General features: G+C 61.2%; 11 protein-coding genes. 1 reads left to right on the plus strand and 10 read right to left on the minus strand.

From position 1 onward, the window contains the following. Positions 1 to 82 precede the first annotated feature (82 nt). Both QN239_RS31030 and QN239_RS31035 read right to left on the minus strand, forming a co-directional pair. Entirely contained in the window at positions 83 to 1,243 is a 1,161-nt protein-coding gene (locus QN239_RS31030) for a glycosyltransferase family 4 protein (RefSeq protein ID WP_499016405.1), read from the minus strand. 67 nt (positions 1,244 to 1,310) lie between these two features. Then, positions 1,311 to 2,201, minus strand: coding sequence for a polysaccharide pyruvyl transferase family protein (locus QN239_RS31035; RefSeq protein WP_499016408.1), 891 nt, complete (start codon positions 2,199 to 2,201; stop codon positions 1,311 to 1,313). An 891-nt stretch (positions 2,202 to 3,092) separates the two neighbouring features. Here QN239_RS31035 and QN239_RS31040 point away from each other — a divergent pair. After that, on the plus strand, positions 3,093 to 4,226 hold the full coding sequence (locus tag QN239_RS31040; protein ID WP_499016409.1) for a glycosyltransferase family 4 protein: 1,134 nt from the start codon (positions 3,093 to 3,095) through the stop codon (positions 4,224 to 4,226). A 59-nt stretch (positions 4,227 to 4,285) separates the two neighbouring features. Here the strand turns inward: QN239_RS31040 and QN239_RS31045 are convergent, their stop codons facing one another. From QN239_RS31045 to QN239_RS31080, 8 genes are all read right to left on the minus strand, one after another. Continuing rightward, positions 4,286 to 5,698 (minus strand): lipopolysaccharide biosynthesis protein, encoded by a 1,413-nt coding sequence (locus QN239_RS31045; RefSeq protein ID WP_499016411.1) that lies wholly within the window; start codon positions 5,696 to 5,698, stop codon positions 4,286 to 4,288. A 291-nt stretch (positions 5,699 to 5,989) separates the two neighbouring features. Beyond that, positions 5,990 to 7,228: a glycoside hydrolase 5 family protein gene (locus QN239_RS31050; RefSeq protein ID WP_499016413.1), complete on the minus strand. Its 1,239-nt coding sequence runs from the start codon at positions 7,226 to 7,228 to the stop codon at positions 5,990 to 5,992. Positions 7,229 to 7,292: 64 nt separating this feature from the next. Then, positions 7,293 to 7,634 (minus strand): hypothetical protein, encoded by a 342-nt coding sequence (locus tag QN239_RS31055; RefSeq protein ID WP_499016416.1) that lies wholly within the window; start codon positions 7,632 to 7,634, stop codon positions 7,293 to 7,295. 155 nt (positions 7,635 to 7,789) lie between these two features. Beyond that, a complete protein-coding gene (locus QN239_RS31060) occupies positions 7,790 to 8,635 on the minus strand; it encodes a hypothetical protein (protein ID WP_499016418.1) in 846 nt (281 codons plus the stop codon). A 460-nt stretch (positions 8,636 to 9,095) separates the two neighbouring features. Beyond that, on the minus strand, positions 9,096 to 9,590 hold the full coding sequence (locus QN239_RS31065) for a hypothetical protein (protein ID WP_499016420.1): 495 nt from the start codon (positions 9,588 to 9,590) through the stop codon (positions 9,096 to 9,098). 229 nt (positions 9,591 to 9,819) lie between these two features. Beyond that, positions 9,820 to 10,953, minus strand: a complete 1,134-nt coding sequence (pe, locus tag QN239_RS31070) for an acyltransferase PE (protein ID WP_499016424.1) — start codon at positions 10,951 to 10,953, stop codon at positions 9,820 to 9,822. Continuing rightward, positions 10,950 to 13,928 carry an MMPL/RND family transporter gene (locus QN239_RS31075; protein ID WP_499016427.1) on the minus strand — a complete coding sequence of 993 codons (2,979 nt, stop codon included), beginning with the start codon at positions 13,926 to 13,928 and terminating at the stop codon, positions 10,950 to 10,952. Before QN239_RS31075 ends, pe begins: the two co-directional genes overlap by 4 nt. 94 nt (positions 13,929 to 14,022) lie before the next feature. Further along, entirely contained in the window at positions 14,023 to 15,444 is a 1,422-nt protein-coding gene (locus tag QN239_RS31080) for a condensation domain-containing protein (RefSeq protein ID WP_499016431.1), read from the minus strand. Positions 15,445 to 15,447 lie beyond the last annotated feature (3 nt).

Here is a 15,447-nt window from a genome sequence, read left to right on the forward strand (position 1 = left end):
TTGCACCCGTGCCTCGTTGACTCGTCCGGATCGACATATCACCAGGCAGGGCCCTCCACTTATCGCTATGTCGATCGGCCACTCACTTTGCCGCCAATTCGCGGAAGACCCTTGCATACTCTCGGGCAAAAGAAGACCACGAATGGTGCTGCTCGACGAAGCGCCGGCCCGCGGCTCCAAGGGCTCGGGCGAATGAGGCGTCGGCGAGAACCCGGCTGACCGCTTCCGCCATCTGCCCTGCGCCGTCAGAAACAAGGGCATCCTTCCCCCAGTCGAGACCTTCCAGTCCACGCGCGGCGAACGAGTTCAGCACGGTCGGCGCACCCGCCGCCAGGGAATGCAGCGATTTGAGCAGCACACCGGCCTCAACCATCGAGGGAGCCAAGACCACGTCAGCGCGCCCGAACTCCCCGTAGTAGTCATCCGTCGCCCCGACGACGGCCACTCCTGGGATACACGCGAGTTCCCGCACCGAGTCCTTGGGCCTCGCGCCGACGATCCGAAGAACAGCGCCGGGGTGTACGCGACGAACCAACGGAAGAACCTCATGTGCCAGATACTCTGCGGCAATGACGTTCGCGGGGCGCCACATCGCGCCCGCGAACAGCAGCACCGGGTCGCTGCGCTCTGCGCGTGACCAAGCCGGTACATCCAACGAGATACCGATTCTCGGTGAAGAAGTGGACACCGCCAAATGTGATACGTCCCTTGCGTCGTTCTCGGAGAAGGTGAAGATATGCGCAGCACGTCGAACAGCGGCTCGTTCCCAGAACCCGTACCGCGCAAGCTCTACACGTTCAAAGGCGCCGCGGGGTGTATACCAAGGCGCCCGAAGTGACTGTCGATAGGCGCGCGTGGCCAAGTCGTGCAGTGTCATCGTCACGGGCACGTCTCGGATTGCCAGTGCAGCCTCGGCCGGCTGGATGTACTCCATGTGCACAACATCGGGATTGATCTGCTTCACAATGCGCAACGCTTCGCGCGTTGATTGTCGGCTCCACGATTCCCGGAAGTGATACGGGTATATACCAGCTGCTGCTGTCACTGGTCTACGCGCCGGGGAAGCCGCGTGGAAGTTGACACCAGCGACCACAGAAGGCCGGGTTATGCAGCTGGTGGGCGCGTACACGTGCAAGTCGACGAGCTTGCCGAGTTCGTGCACCAGCGGAGCCATATAGTCAGCGGCCGCGTGGTCGTGAGAATCCAGCGGGGAGAACGGCGAAATGAGGAAAACCCTTGTCATAGACATAGAGGGCTGATCTTCGCGCGCACGATACCTACGCCGGTAGCCAATTCCTCCACTCCAGCATTCATAATGCGCCCGACAACAGGGCAGCCGACTCCTCGAGCCCCGACCTGAGAGCGGCAGCCGACCGCTGCCGGGTCTCCGACTCCATCTCGATCCGGTCCAGCAATACTCGGCTCCCGGAGGCGATCTCGTGGACATCGATCCAGCGCGGTGTTGATTCCACACTCTCGAAATAGTCCGCGTATTTGAACTCGGGCTCACCCGAGTGCTCTGGCCCCGAGAATCGGAGCAACACCGCCGGCACACCAAGGGCATCGGCAACAATCAGGCCGTGCAGGCTGGAGGTGTAGACGATCGCTGCGCTGCCTATGGCACGCACCACCTTTATCGGGTGCTCATTCGGCATGACCACTTCGCAGCCCTGCGCAGCCAAGGCCTTCAGGTGACCCCGAGACTCCGGATCAGCCCAGACCCGATAGTGCGGGACGACAACGGCGTGCACACCGCGCAGCAATTTCGATCCATCGACCAACGCGGGGGCGAGAAGGCCTGGATCACCCAGTGTGGTGGTCATAGGAAGCCCGAGTGCGTCCCGTGTTCTGGGGCCTCGGACAGCGATGAATCTTCGTACTGATCGCTGCACGGCATCCCGCGATTCGGGCGTCGGAACCGTGCGCAAGCCTGAGCCCCACACCACCGAGCACGTCGGTTTTCGCGCCCACATATACAAGTCGAGGACGGAACCTATGCCAGTCACCTCAGCCGAGTCGAGTGGCGCCCAGGTGACGTCATATCCGAGGGAACGAAAAACAAGTGGCGACATCTCGTCACCGAAGTTCGAGAGCAGCCTGCCTCCGCCGGCTCGCAATCGAATCCACGTAGAAGAGTTCGACCTCAGTTCGACCCATGCAGCGCGCACATCCCTACGAGGTGACCACCAGAAGAGCTTCATGCGCGGTCGCCCGGCTCAAATTCGTTGGCTGCTGGCGTCATGATCACACTCTCTGTAGGGAAGCGGCCAGACCGCTTCCGGGGTGGCTGTCAAAGGTCACGTACGGAACAGGTGAGCGTGGACGCGCACCAGCTCTCAACTGCTGCAGTCATCGCTGCTATATGGGAACGACACCAATAACCCGCGCAGGTCGGCCACATTCCACTCAATGCCTCGCAGCGGCCCGCCCTTTGACAACGACTCCCTCAACGATTCGTTGTCGAACGACGGTTCGCAATAATGATCTCGCAGCGGGCAGCAGCGCTTGGAGAAAATCTTCAACAGCCCTCCTGGATCAGGTGCGCGACGTTCAATGAACCACCGATTCGCTTACGCGGAGTCTAGCTTGAGTCAGGCAAAAAGTGTCATGCGAAGCGGTCAATAGGAGATGAAAATTGTTGTGCGGCAACGTATCTTGAGGAAGCGACAGGACCGGACCGCCCCAGGGGTCGCTAACGGTCGGCGTATCGCGGCACTTTCCCGGGAGAGGGTATCTCGGCTGCCTCATTTACGAAAGCTGGAGACGCACATTGGACAGTGCCGCCCCTCGGGTGGGCGTTTATGCGATTAGAGAAACGTGGTTCACCGTCCTCAGCACATTCCACTGCCGCGTTGCCAGATTCCTCACATGGCCTATTTCATCGCGGGGCAGATCGCAGCTATTTTTGACTCGGCATTCCGGCGCCACACACAGTGTCGAATTCCCTCATCGGGAGTCGCGATCGATCGCCGTAGGCCATAAAATGTCGGGCAGTAGCTTCTACACTCCTGTGCATATCGCGTGACGCCGTGGCTTCACGTATCCGCTACGAGCCGAACGGGCGGCTTGACCGAATGAAAGGGTCCGAGAATTTGGCGAAGGTACTGCTGATCTCATTTTCGACCCTGCCCACGATGCAGAAGTACCTTTACAGCGCCAGCGACGAGCTTGCTTCCCTCGGCCACGATGTGTGGACTGCCGGTTCCGCGACTCTGCGAAGTCCGTATGACTTGGGCCCGCGTAACATCGTCGTACCTACACCGGCAACGCCACGCCCATCCATTGCATCATTGTGGTCATCAAAGAAGTCGCTCCATGTCGTCGCAGAGCTCATCCAACGGGTGCGGCCAGATGTCATCCATTTTGTGAACAAGCACGTGTGGAACTACTTGCTTCTGCAACAAGTGCGGTGGCGAGGCATCGACACCCGATGGGTACACACGTTCCACGATCCGATAGGTCACGACGGTGACTCGGTCCAGCGTGGTGTCGTCGCTTACCACAAGGCAATCCAACGCCGACTAGATGCGATCATCGTCCATTCCGAGACAGCGCGATCGCAAGCGGAGCGGGTCCTCCGGCCCAACTGTCGAATTGTCCGGGCTCCGCTCGGCTTGAAACGGTGGAGGGACTACGAGCCCGCCGATGCCGGTACATCGAAGCGCGCCCTCGTGTTCGGTCGGCTGAACTTGTACAAGGGCTGCGAGATGTACCCCGAGATTTTCAACGAGGTCTACCGACTCGATCCCACTATCAAGATCACTGTCGCCGGCCAGCCGTCGAAGGACCTGCCAGGCGAACTCATTTCTCGAATCGCAGCGTGCCCGAACGTCCATCTTGACGACCACTTCATCGAGGAGGAGGCCGTCGAGCGGTATTTCCGCGACGCGACACTCGTGCTTACTCCGTACATATCCATGACCCAATCCGGGGTGATACTCGACGCGTACTCCTATTCACGTCCGATACTTGCGTTCGATATCGATGAAGTGCAGGAATTTCTGCCCGACGCGACGAAGGCGGTACGTCCGTTCGACACCCGCGAGTACGCAAGTGCCGTGGTCGAACTTCTCAAGGATCCGGAACGGTGTGCCCGAGCCGGCCGCGGAGCATGGGAGTTCGGACGAGAACAGTTTTCCCCGTCGTCGATGGCAGCGGGATTTGCCGCGGTGTACGACGCGCTCGAGAGGAGCGGTTCCGCAGGAGTCTCACCCAAGACCCGATGACACCATTGCGGGTTCCGTGGTTTCGATGGCTCCGGAAACCAATGCGATTCACCGCGATGTCATCGTCCTGCCATCACCCGGGTGAGGCCGCGACCAAGGAACTCGGCCAACAATTTTCGCGTCGGGGTACTCGAAAGCAGCAGCAGAAGATAGAGGCAACTGTTGAGCGCAAATCCGCCCGCGAGGGTGAGAACGGTTGAGCCCATGCCTGATTGCGTAGTGACCACTCGCACGGCTCCGCCCGCCACGAAGCCACACAGGAGCACATGAATACCGGTGCGCAGAAACTTCCACGCGGGCATGGAATCGCAACGCTGAAGCCAGCCAAGACTGATCAACCAGGACATCGCCAGGCCGGTCGCAAATCCCCAAGCGACACCCTGAACTCCGGCGATCGACCCCACAAGGATGCAGACGACAAGCATCGGCTTGGTGACAAGACTGAAGTAGAACAGCTGCTTCGCATTTCCTGAGGCAAGAAACGCCCAATAAGACACGTAACTGAGGACCTGCGCCGCACCGCCAATCGACAGAATCGCCAAGAGCGGAGCAGATGCAGCCCACTTCGGTCCGAGGACGACGTGTACCAAGGGCTCCGCGAGCGAGGCCGTCAGCGTGAAGACGAACACCAGAGAAGCCGAGAGAACCACCTGTGCCTTCCACAGAAGGGGGTAGAAATCGTTGCCTTCGTGGCGTTTCCGCGATAACAGCGGCAGTGCGACGTTTGTCAGGGGTGCCAGCAGTTGGTTCGCCGGAACGGAGAATATCTGAAAAGCGCGGTTGTAGAGGCCGAGCGGGCCTGCCCCCCAGCGGATACCGATCAGATAGCTGTCCGTATTCGATGCGGCGTAATTGATCAGCTGGGAAGCCCCCGAGTGGACGCCGAACAGATAGAGGGCTTTCATTCCCGGCTCCCGGCGGGGGCGCCCAGGCCACCAGCGAGTGACAGCCATCCGCAGGATCAGCAGCGACCCGTATGCACCCAGCATCTGGATGACGAGCGACCAATAGCTTGCGCCGGCCAGCGCGGCGGCGAGCCCGGCGGCGAGGCCGATGACCTGCGATGTCGTATCGGTGATGGTCAGTGCGACAAACCGGAACTCGCGCGCCAATCGCACTTGGAACTGGGCCTGAAGTGCATTGATCGTGAAAGCGAGCGCAACGAACGGCGCGATATCCCGTAGGACCGGCTCGCTGTACATGCTCGCGACCGCAGGTGCCGCCAGCGACAGCGTTGCCGTCATCACGATTCCGACGAGCGTATTCGTCCAGAACAGGTTGCTCGCCTGGCCGTGAGTCAGACTGGAAGTTTGGATCGCAGCCTGTGACAGCCCGAAGTCACGTAGTAACTCTCCGAGCATGATAAAGACGGCGAGCATCGCAATCAGGCCGATTTCGTAAGGGCTCAACAGTCGTGAGAAGGCAACCAAGCCCACCAGCTGCACCATCGCCTTGACCAGTTGGCCAACCATGGTGACCGCTCCCGCTCGCGTCGCGGAAGGGGATCGCACATGATCAGTGGGTTGAGACATCGAGATCGCCTTGGTCTGTGGAGTCGACGGCGCGGCCTTGTTTCGTTTCGACTGTCAGTCGATTCCGTGTCGGGCGATGCGCTACCGACCCTTCTTGGCTCCGTATGCAGGAGCGGATCATCGAAGCGGGATCAAGCCCGGCGGCCCGTAGCCACGACTGGAATTCATGCTCATGGGAAGAAGCGGGCAGTGTCGCGCTCACCACGTCAACGTTCCGATTCTCGATGTGGGCTAGTCGAACTGGCTGAGGAGATCGGTCAGGCTCGTCCGCTGTCCGGTTTCGGTAGAGAGCGGGCTACTGCCTTGTGAGAACCCACTGTTGTCCCATACTCCGATCTTGTCTGCGTCTGCCGTCCCCTGATCAGCAAGGCCCCAGACTATCGTTCCCAGCACACCTGGCAGATTGTGCAGGTCCTTCCCGCTGACAATACGGCCCACCTGTTGGTCAGGCGTCAAAGACTGCGGGGTTCCGAACTCGCCCACAAGGATCGGTTTACCCAGACTGGAAAAATTCGAGAGGTTCGACACATCGACATTCTCCAAATAGACGTGAATATCGATGAAATCAGCCCCGCCACTCGCCGTCCATGCTTGGTACTGAATCGAGCTGTGGTCGGACCAGAAATCCGCGGGATTTCCGAAACCATCTGAGGAGTTGGATGTGGTGAGCGGCATTCCCGGCGCCACTGACCTGATCGCGCTGTACAGGTCGAGAACGTTCTTTACCGTCAACCCGTCGTCTTTTCCGGACCCTTCCTGGAAAACGTCGAACCCGATGACATTCGGGTATGCGGCCAGCGCTTTCGCGACAGCCTTGATCGCGTCGATTCGATCCGCGTTCGTGAAATCGAAAGTCGTGCCGTCCCAGAATGCCCATTTCTCACACAACGCCGGGTAGAGCATCATCCCGAGCGACTTCGTGTAGTCGGCAAGTTGCCGCCACCTGGAGACGTACTGCTCCAAGGTAATCGCAGGATAGTTATCTCCCGCGGCCACAAAGATGATGCCGGGGTTGCCGATGAGTCGTATCGTGTTCATTCCCAGCATCCGCGCACGGTCAACCTGCGGTTTTATCCAATTGTTCCAGTCCCACTCGGAGAAGAGACCGCCCCACGATCCGCCATAGGACTTGACGACAATGTTACCGCCCTTCACCTTGATGCCCGGGATGAGGGTGCCAAGTCCCGCCACTGCGGGCACCGAAGTGACTCGTGCAGCCAAGCCGGCGCCCCCCGGCGGGGCCGAATTACCACCACCGAATGCCGAATCGGCGGCATGCCAGTAGGGCCGACCCGCCGTGCTGTTCACATCGGATGCGTCGCTTTCGGTGATGAAATCCGCCACCGCGTGGCTTGCACCGGAAAGTGACGTACTCGTCTGCGGAAACTCTGAAGTTGTGAGCTGCTGGCCCAGCGAGCAACCCGCCAACAGCACCGCAACTACGGTTGCGCACGCTTTAGCAAGTCTCATACCCAGCTCACCACTCTCGTTAACGACGTATGACTCGGGTTACTTCGAGTACGGAGACCCGAGCCTAGGTTCTGGGCGTGACTTGAAGATTTATATAGAGTCCGGGGTTGTCTCCACCGGCAAATTGCGGATCGAGCAGGACGCGGACGCGCCGAGGATGGTTGCGAATGGTGCGTTTCACCGTGAGCGGCAGGATCGAGGTTTCATTGGCCACCGTCGGCACCGGCAAGTTCGGGCCATGCCATGGCACACCCTCAGCGATGTCGGAGACGACGTTCTCCGGTGCGAGGTCGTACCAACGGTTCTTCGTGTACTGAAAGCCGTCCATGTTGTCGAGGCAATACTGAAACGTCACTCCTAGTGACCAGGTGGCCGGGTTACCGGTGACCGACTCGACGCCTAGCACCCATGTCAGAGTCTCCGCCCACCCGAAGTCCATGGGGTGCCCCGGCTGAGCGAGGCTGATACGACCTTTTGCAGATGCCGGCCGGATGGGTCCTTGACCTAGCCCCTCAGTCGTCGACGAAGAAACGAGAATCTGAGTTTTCGAGAACCGCAGCATCAGCCTGCCACCTCATTGACAGTGGCCGCGGCCTGATCGACGACGATAAACGATTCGCCCGTCCCAGGCGGGCCGGGGAACGCTGCCACACCGAAGTTCAGCCCACCCGCGAACGACGCCATCGCGCCGCCACGCTGCGGATTCTCATTGGCACTACCCCCGCTGAGTTTCGTCAAATCGAACGTCCGCCGGTTCACCTGGCACGAGTGGTATCCACCCGCTCCATCATTTGCATCCAAATCCACAGTGAGACTGAGCCAGTCGAAGTTGAATTTGTTCTCGTTGTCTCCAGCCACAAAATCGGAGCCGCTATAGACATCAACCCATTTGTGGTCGTTGTCGGAGATCGAAAGGGTGCGAGATTCACCTGCCGCCTTACGGCTCACCTGCAGTTTGAAGAAAGCGCGCTTGGAGTTGTCCCAAGCTTGGGTGTCGATCATCAGCCAGAATCCCCCGAGTGACGCTGTCGAGTCATCCGACCCATGAGCGATGTAACACGAGAACGTCACCAGCCGACCGTCGTAGTAGCGGGATAGATTCTTGAAAGCGGCCGCATTAGCAGGAGCCCAACCATCGGTATAGCCATCGTCGGGTGCCGCCGAGCAACCGATCATCAGCGCGTGACTGCCAGAGAATACGGGATAGGAGGTGAGCGAAAGGGCTGTCGCAGGGCCACGGCCGTTGTAATGGTCTCGCCAACCGTTGAAGCCGTCGTCGAAGGTGTCGTGAAATAGCAGCGTGCCGCGGAGGGGATTGCGCTGGGGAGCCCGGGCGGTTGAAAGCATCGACTCCTCGTCGTTCGGTGGACTCGAATCCTCTTCGCGCGAACAGGAACTCAAGGCCATACTCGCCCCTGCGGTGGCGACAGCGGCTCCTGCAGCTCCCAAGACGGACCTACGGGAAATGTCCCAACTCATATCATCGTTGCTTTCACTAAGTCAGTCCTTCTCGTCGGCGGTCGCTGTGACTGATGGGAAGTGACAGGCCCAGTGTCGACGCGAACGGTGATGCATTGATCATCCCCAACGGGGAGCCAGATGCAACCGCAACACTCAGCGATGCCGTCATCGTTGACGGTTGAACGGAACAGTGCATCCCAAACTCATCGGCGGGTATGTCGGGTCGAATGGTAACGGCCCATCGCGTGCACATTCCTGTGAAAGTCCAATGACTTTCACTGCCATGAAGCCACTATCCGGCGGGCCGCCGAAAAAGATGCATCGCACGACATCGTCAGCAACGCTTATCGAATCCCTCTGCCTTTGCGACAACGAACGCTTCGGCCTAGTCCGGTGATAGCTGGCGCTAACCCAACGACGAAAGCGTCTCAGCCGAGCAACTTTCCGTCCGATCGCACAACGTTTGGCAGTCTTTGGCGTTCGACGTGCACCACTCCGTACCTTCGGGCGTGTTGTTGATCCAGTCCACGCTCCTGAGATCCTTCTTCGCGGCTTGCCCTTCTGGGGTCATCAGGGAGTTGCCAGAAGAACCGCCACTCGCGAGTTTTGCGCCGCAATTCAACGCGACGAGAAATCCGGTCCGGTGGGTGAAGTTGTCACCGCTGACAGCCGGAGCCTTCTGCGAGGACGTGACAATGCACTGGTCGGTGGGCAGCGAACCGCCGACCACGGTGGAGATGATCAGTTTGCTTCCCCACCCGGATGCGGTCTTGGTCGCGTCGGCATATGTCTGGCCGGCCAACGCATCTGCGTGCGCAATCCCGCCGCTCAAAGTGAGCATGGTGGAAGCGAACGCCGCGACCAGAATTGCGACACGACCGGCAGTTACCTTTACCGACACCGATTCACTCCCATCGCTGTGTATGCGGCCCGAGCATACCGTCGCGACACGGCAAATTGACGCTAAATCTGACAGCAAAGCCACACAAGCAAGGACTGGACGCCGACTTGAAATCTTCGGTGCCGCAACGAGTAATTTGCGGAAATCACAGCCGACATCCGAACTCCGACGGCATTGGGATTGCGCGAAGAGATCCGAAATGAGCCAGTTCAACCTCGAGACGCCGGCCTCAGTGCACGTTGTGATCCAACACGTACTGGAACCCGGCCATCAGCTGTGACAACGGGTCGACGCCTCCACTGCCGAAGGCGGCCTCACTCGCCCCCGCCGTGACGACCGCGGGGTCGTAGCCGCGAACAGGATCCACCGTGATGGGAGCCGTCAACGGATTGTCGTTACGCGTATATCCGGCATCCACATAGGGTTTGAGCACCCCGTCGAGCTTGTTCAGCGTGCCCTCGTCCACCCCCATGTACTTGAACGGGAGAACCAGCGGCAGGTGCTGCTCGGGAATCATGTACGTCGTCGTCTTCGCGCCCCGCGAGTTGTACGTGACCGCGACATTCTGGGGCGGCACATTCGACGGATTGGTGAAGGCCACCGCGGTGTGACCGGTGGCCAGCCCGACGATCGCGTTGGTGACCGAGATGATGTTGTCCTGCCGTTGCGGCCAGTCGGCGATGCTGTCGTACGGGGAGATGAATTGGTAGGTGTCGTACTGGCTGTCCACTTCCGGCGGCATGGTGAAGTCCAGCGACGGGACGACGCTGCCGACCGGGAAGTTCTGCCTCAGGAAGCTCTGGCCGAACGGATTCGTCGTCAGAGGATCACCGAAAGTCGCGAAGGACAACTGATCTGGCGGGGGCGCGGCCGGATCGTTGGCGAGCCGGTTCTTCACCGCGTTGAGCACCATGGCGCCCTCGGATAACCCCATGGCCGTGCCACTACCACCCGCCTGGATGGCACGGATGAGGTTGCCCTCACCCACGTCGACTGACTCGCCGATGCTCGGGCCGTCAAGTCCCAGCCCCGGGAAACCGTCATCCAGCTTTCCGATTCCGGGGAACAGTCGCTCCAGGGTGTGCCCCTGAACCTGACCTGCCGGATATTGGATATTCATGCGATTCAAGCCGGGGAACCAGTCTGCGCCCGTGCGGCGGATGTACTCGTCATAGGGAATACCGAGGACATGGGCGCCACCGAGCGCGTACGCGTTGCCAGGGGTGCCGCGCTGAGGGGCCGGGGCGGCAGATCCCCCTCCCGGGGCGGGTACGGGCACCGGCTCGTCGGCTCCGGCGATACCTGAGGCGCCCGTGGCACTGACCGTCACCAGCACCGTCACCGCGGCGAGAAGTTTCCTCATGCCTGACTGCTCCCCTGCGATTTCGGTCGAGATGGCCACCAGTTCGCCTTGCCGACCAGCGTAGCGATGGCCGGCACGGTGATGGTTCGGACCAGGAATGTGTCCAGCAGGATTCCGGCACCGATGACGAACCCGCCTTGCACCACGGTACCGATGCTGGAGAACAGCAGACCCCACATCGAGGCCGCGAAGATCAGGCCCGCCGCCGTGATCACACCGCCCGTCGATGACAGCGTCCGGATGATGCCGTACCGCGTGCCGTGCGGAGACTCGTCGCGCAGTCGGGACGCGAAGAGCAGGTTGTAGTCCGCCCCCACCGCGACCAACACCACGAAGGCCAACGGTGGCACGGTCCAGTGCAACTGCTGCCCGAAGCCGTACTGGAACACCAGCACACCGATACCGAGTGCCGCGAAGAACGAAATCACCACGGACCCCACCAGATACAGCGGTGCGATGACCGAACGGAGCAGCAGCATCAACGTCAGCAGCACCACGATGATGGTGACGGCGATAATGAACCGGATGTCCATTTGGTAGTAGTCGCGGGTGTCGCGCAGCGCGGCCGGGTATCCGCCCATCGAGATCGACGCGTCGGCCAGGCTGGTGTTCGGCTGAGCGCCCTTGGCCGCGTCACTGATCGCATTGACCTGATCCATCGCCGCGACACTGAACGGATCGAGTTTGGTGAGCACCAGGTAGCGCACCGAGTGCCCGTCCGGCGAGATGAACATCTTGGCGGCGGCCTTGAAGTCCGGAAGCTGCAGCACCTCTGGCGGGATGTTGAATCCCGCCATCGCGGGGCCCGCCGCGTTCTGCTTCATCGACAGCAGGAACGCCGACGCCTGGTCCAGACCGCTGCGCATGAGCTGGATCTGGCCGACCACCTCGTTCACCCCGGTCGCCACCTCGCGGCTGCCGGTCGCCGAGCGGTCGGCCTGTTGCCGGAGCTTGCCCAAAGTCGCCTGGGCCCCGGCGGGCGAGTCCAGACCCAACGTCTTCATCAGCTTCGTGAGGTTGGTGAAGGCGTTGCCCAGTTGATTCAGCGAGGCATTCAGCGATTGCCTGTCCTGCATCGACTGTAGTTGTCCCGCAAGCTTATTGATCTCATCGAGGGTGCCGTCCTGGCGCGCCTGGGCCAGCCGGGAGAAGTGCGCACGGGTCTCACTGCACGAGGCGTCCAGATCGCAGGTGACATTGCCCTGCAGCGCCGTCAGCACCGGCCCCACCCAGCCGAACATGTCCTTGGCCGCCGTGACGCTGATGCCCATCGAATTGCCGAGCTGGTTGATGCTGTCGACCAGTTTGGCGCCGACTTCGACGTTGCGGACCAGCTTGTCGCCGCCGTTCTGATCGCGCATCGACGAGAAGGCGTTGACCATCTGCTGGATGGTCCCGGCGATCTGGTTGACCTGACCGCGGACATCGCCGAGGCCGGTCGCCAGGGTGCCCGCCCCCTTCGACAGCCGATTGAGGTCGGTCATGTTCTGGGTGATCATGTCGGCGCCGGTACCCAGCCGATCACCGACCAGTCCGGCTTGGTAGGTGGCCCGGAACTCCTGCGGCACCACGCCGAGCGGCCGGGTGATACCGCTGACCATCGAGATATCGGGTACCTGGGTGATGCGTTCGGCCATCTGCTCCAGGTCCGCGAGGGACTGCGGGGTGCGCAGATCGTGCGGCGACCGGACCAGGACATAGGACGGAACAGACTGGTTGAGGTCGAAATGGCGTTCCAGCGCCGCATACCCGACCGAACTCGGGTCCGAAGCCCGAACCGCTTTGCGGTCGTCGTAGTTGTACTTCGCCAGACCGACACAGCTGGCCAGCAGCATCAGCACCAGCAGACTGGCCACCAGGTGCAACCGCGGCCGGCGCACGATGCGAATACCGGACCGGCGCCACATCCGCGTGGTCAGCTCGCGCCGCGGCGTGACCCAGCCCCGTGGCCCGACGATGGCGAGGATGGCCGGCAGCAGTGTCAGGGCGGCCAGGAAGGCCACCCCGATCCCGATCGCGGAGGACACACCGACCGTGGAGAACACTCCCATCCGGGCGAAACTGATCCCGACGAAGGTGAGTCCGATGGTCGCCGCCGACGCGGTGATCACCTTCCCCACCGAACCCAGGGCATGCCGGACCGCGTCCTCGGAGCTCTCGCCCATGCGCACGTAGTCGTGGTAGCGACTGATCAGGAAGACCGCGTAGTCCGTGCCGGCACCCGCGATGATCGCGCTGAGCAGAATGATGGCCTGGTTGGACACCCCCAGGCCGGTCAGCTGCGACAAGCCGGCCACCAGGGACTGCGCGATCACCAGGGAGATCCCGATACCGGTCAACGGCAGCAGCATGGTGACCGGATTGCGGTACACCACCAGCAGCACCAGGAGCACCAGGACGGCGATCGCGATCTCGATCGGCAGACGGTCGCGCTGCCCCGCGACGGTCAGGTCGGCGACGGTGGCCGCCGGGCCGGTGAGGTGGACCTCCAGCGGGCTTCCCGCGGTGTTCTGTTTGACGATCTCGGCCACCCTGGTGAAGGCGGCATAGGACTGCGGCGTGCCCAACGCACCCGCAAGACCCACCGGCAGCACCCAGGACTTGTCGTCCTTGCTGGTCAGGAACGACCGCAGGGCGGGCGTCCCGACGAAATCCTGCAGCATCACCACGTCTTGCTGGTCATCGCGCAGCGCGTCGACCAATTTGCGGTAGGTGGCCTCATGGGCCGGACCGAGCCCGCGCTCATCGGTCAGGACCACCAACAGGAGGTCATCGCCGCCGGGCTCCTGGAACGCCTCGGTCATCTGCTTGGCGGCGACGCTGGACGGCGCATCGGCCGGCAGCATGGCCAGCGGGTGTTTCTGAGCCATCTCGTTCAGACTCGGGAACGTCAACGGCAGCACCACCGCCAAGGCAACCCACAGGCCGACCACCGCCCAGGGCATTCGCACGACAAAATCAGCTAGTCGGCGCACGTTGCCCCCACCTGTGGTCCTCGTATTCTCTGGCCCCCGAAAATCACTGTCACAAGCTCAAGCCGCGTTGTGCTGTCCGGCCACGCACGGCAACCTACGCAAAACGGCCCCAATCGCCGCTGTCGGCCACCTGCTCGACCACGGACTTCATCGTGGCGATGTAGCGGGCGACCGACTTCTGGGCAACCGGGTTGTCCGGAAACATCACCGCCATTGCCGTACCGGCCTCGTACCGGAATACGTAGATCGTCAACTGATAGGAGAATCTGCCGTCGGAGTAAATTCCGATATTGTCCGAATAACCCATCTCAGCTGCAGCGATCACCGCGTTCAGCGGAGCTGCGCCACCGTGCAGGAAGTTCGAAACGGGAAAGTTCGGATGCGGGTTCTCCAACCACGGCGCCAATTCCAGTACGCGGTAATACGGAACCCTCGCCAGATTGAGCCCGGAATCGAACGAAGTCTGCGCCGCCCACGCGGCTTCGGCGAAAGTCGTCGCGGCGATCGGGACGGTGATCGGGACCAGGCCGGTGAACCAGCCCTGGGTCATGAAGTTGTCCGAAGTGCGGCGGGTGTCCCGCGGGGTGAGCCCGTAGTAGGTCGCCGCACCGGTCAGCTCGTGTTCGACCATGGCGGTGCAGGCGTACAGACCGCCGACGAAACGGGTACCCGCCGCGGTGCACGCCGCTTCGAATCGTGCCGTCTGATCGGCGTCGAGCAACATCTCGCCGACCATGTCGGCCACCGTCGGCTCCTGCGGGTTCCCCAGCGGTAGCGGGAACTCCGGGAGGGTGCCGTTGTTGTTCTCAGCAAATTCGATCCAGGCCCGAACCTCGGGCGAATCGACCGTCAGACTCTCCGTCGATGCGCGTTCGTTGACGCAGAAATCATCGAACCGACCCGCTTCCGGTAGGGGCATCGGCTGACCGGTCGTAGTGAGCGAGGTGTACATCCCGTGAGCCTCGAGCATCGTGATGCCGATCAGCGCGGCATCACCGTGGACGTGATCGATGCTCGCGTAGAAATCGAAATGATCTTCACTCTGAACAATGCCGAAAGAAAAGCAACCCCACTCCAGCGGAGACGGTATGTCCACAATGTGTTTACGCGCATCTTCAGCCGTGAGCTCGCCATGATTAATGGGCTCGAATTCAATATCTTCTGGGTCCACGATGGAATGCCGGACAATGTCACCGGAGCCCTCGTATTTGAACCAACTGCGGTACGTGTCGTGCCGGCGCAGGTACGCGTTGAGCGCGTGATTCATCGCCGAAATATCGCACTTACCAGGCACTTCGCAGGTGGCGATAATTTGACGAGAATAATCGAGGCCCGCGACTTCCTGGTGGTAGACCCCACGAATATGCTGACTCTGCATATAGCTGACGGGCACCGTGCTGACCGGAGCTTGCCGGGCCTTCTCCATGGCCGTATTTGTCGGGTGCCAGGACGTCACCACACCTGGACTCGGCGCCCAATCATCGATGGTGCCGATCGTGATTTTCCCGATTTGCAAAAT

The organism is Mycolicibacterium sp. Y3, from assembly GCF_051188035.1.
In the GTDB taxonomy this organism is placed as follows: domain Bacteria; phylum Actinomycetota; class Actinomycetes; order Mycobacteriales; family Mycobacteriaceae; genus Mycobacterium; species Mycobacterium fluoranthenivorans.

Excerpts from the sequence above, each read along its gene's own strand:
- QN239_RS31030 (WP_499016405.1), bottom strand. The coding sequence starts at position 1,243 with ATGACAAGGGTTTTCCTCATTTCGCCGTTCTCCCCGCTGGATTCTCAC.
- QN239_RS31035 (WP_499016408.1), bottom strand. The coding sequence starts at position 2,201 with ATGAAGCTCTTCTGGTGGTCACCTCGTAGGGATGTGCGCGCTGCATGG.
- QN239_RS31045 (WP_499016411.1), bottom strand. The coding sequence starts at position 5,698 with ATGGTTGGCCAACTGGTCAAGGCGATGGTGCAGCTGGTGGGCTTGGTT.
- QN239_RS31050 (WP_499016413.1), bottom strand. The coding sequence starts at position 7,228 with ATGAGACTTGCTAAAGCGTGCGCAACCGTAGTTGCGGTGCTGTTGGCG.
- QN239_RS31060 (WP_499016418.1), bottom strand. The coding sequence starts at position 8,635 with ATGGCCTTGAGTTCCTGTTCGCGCGAAGAGGATTCGAGTCCACCGAAC.
- pe (WP_499016424.1), bottom strand. The coding sequence starts at position 10,953 with ATGAGGAAACTTCTCGCCGCGGTGACGGTGCTGGTGACGGTCAGTGCC.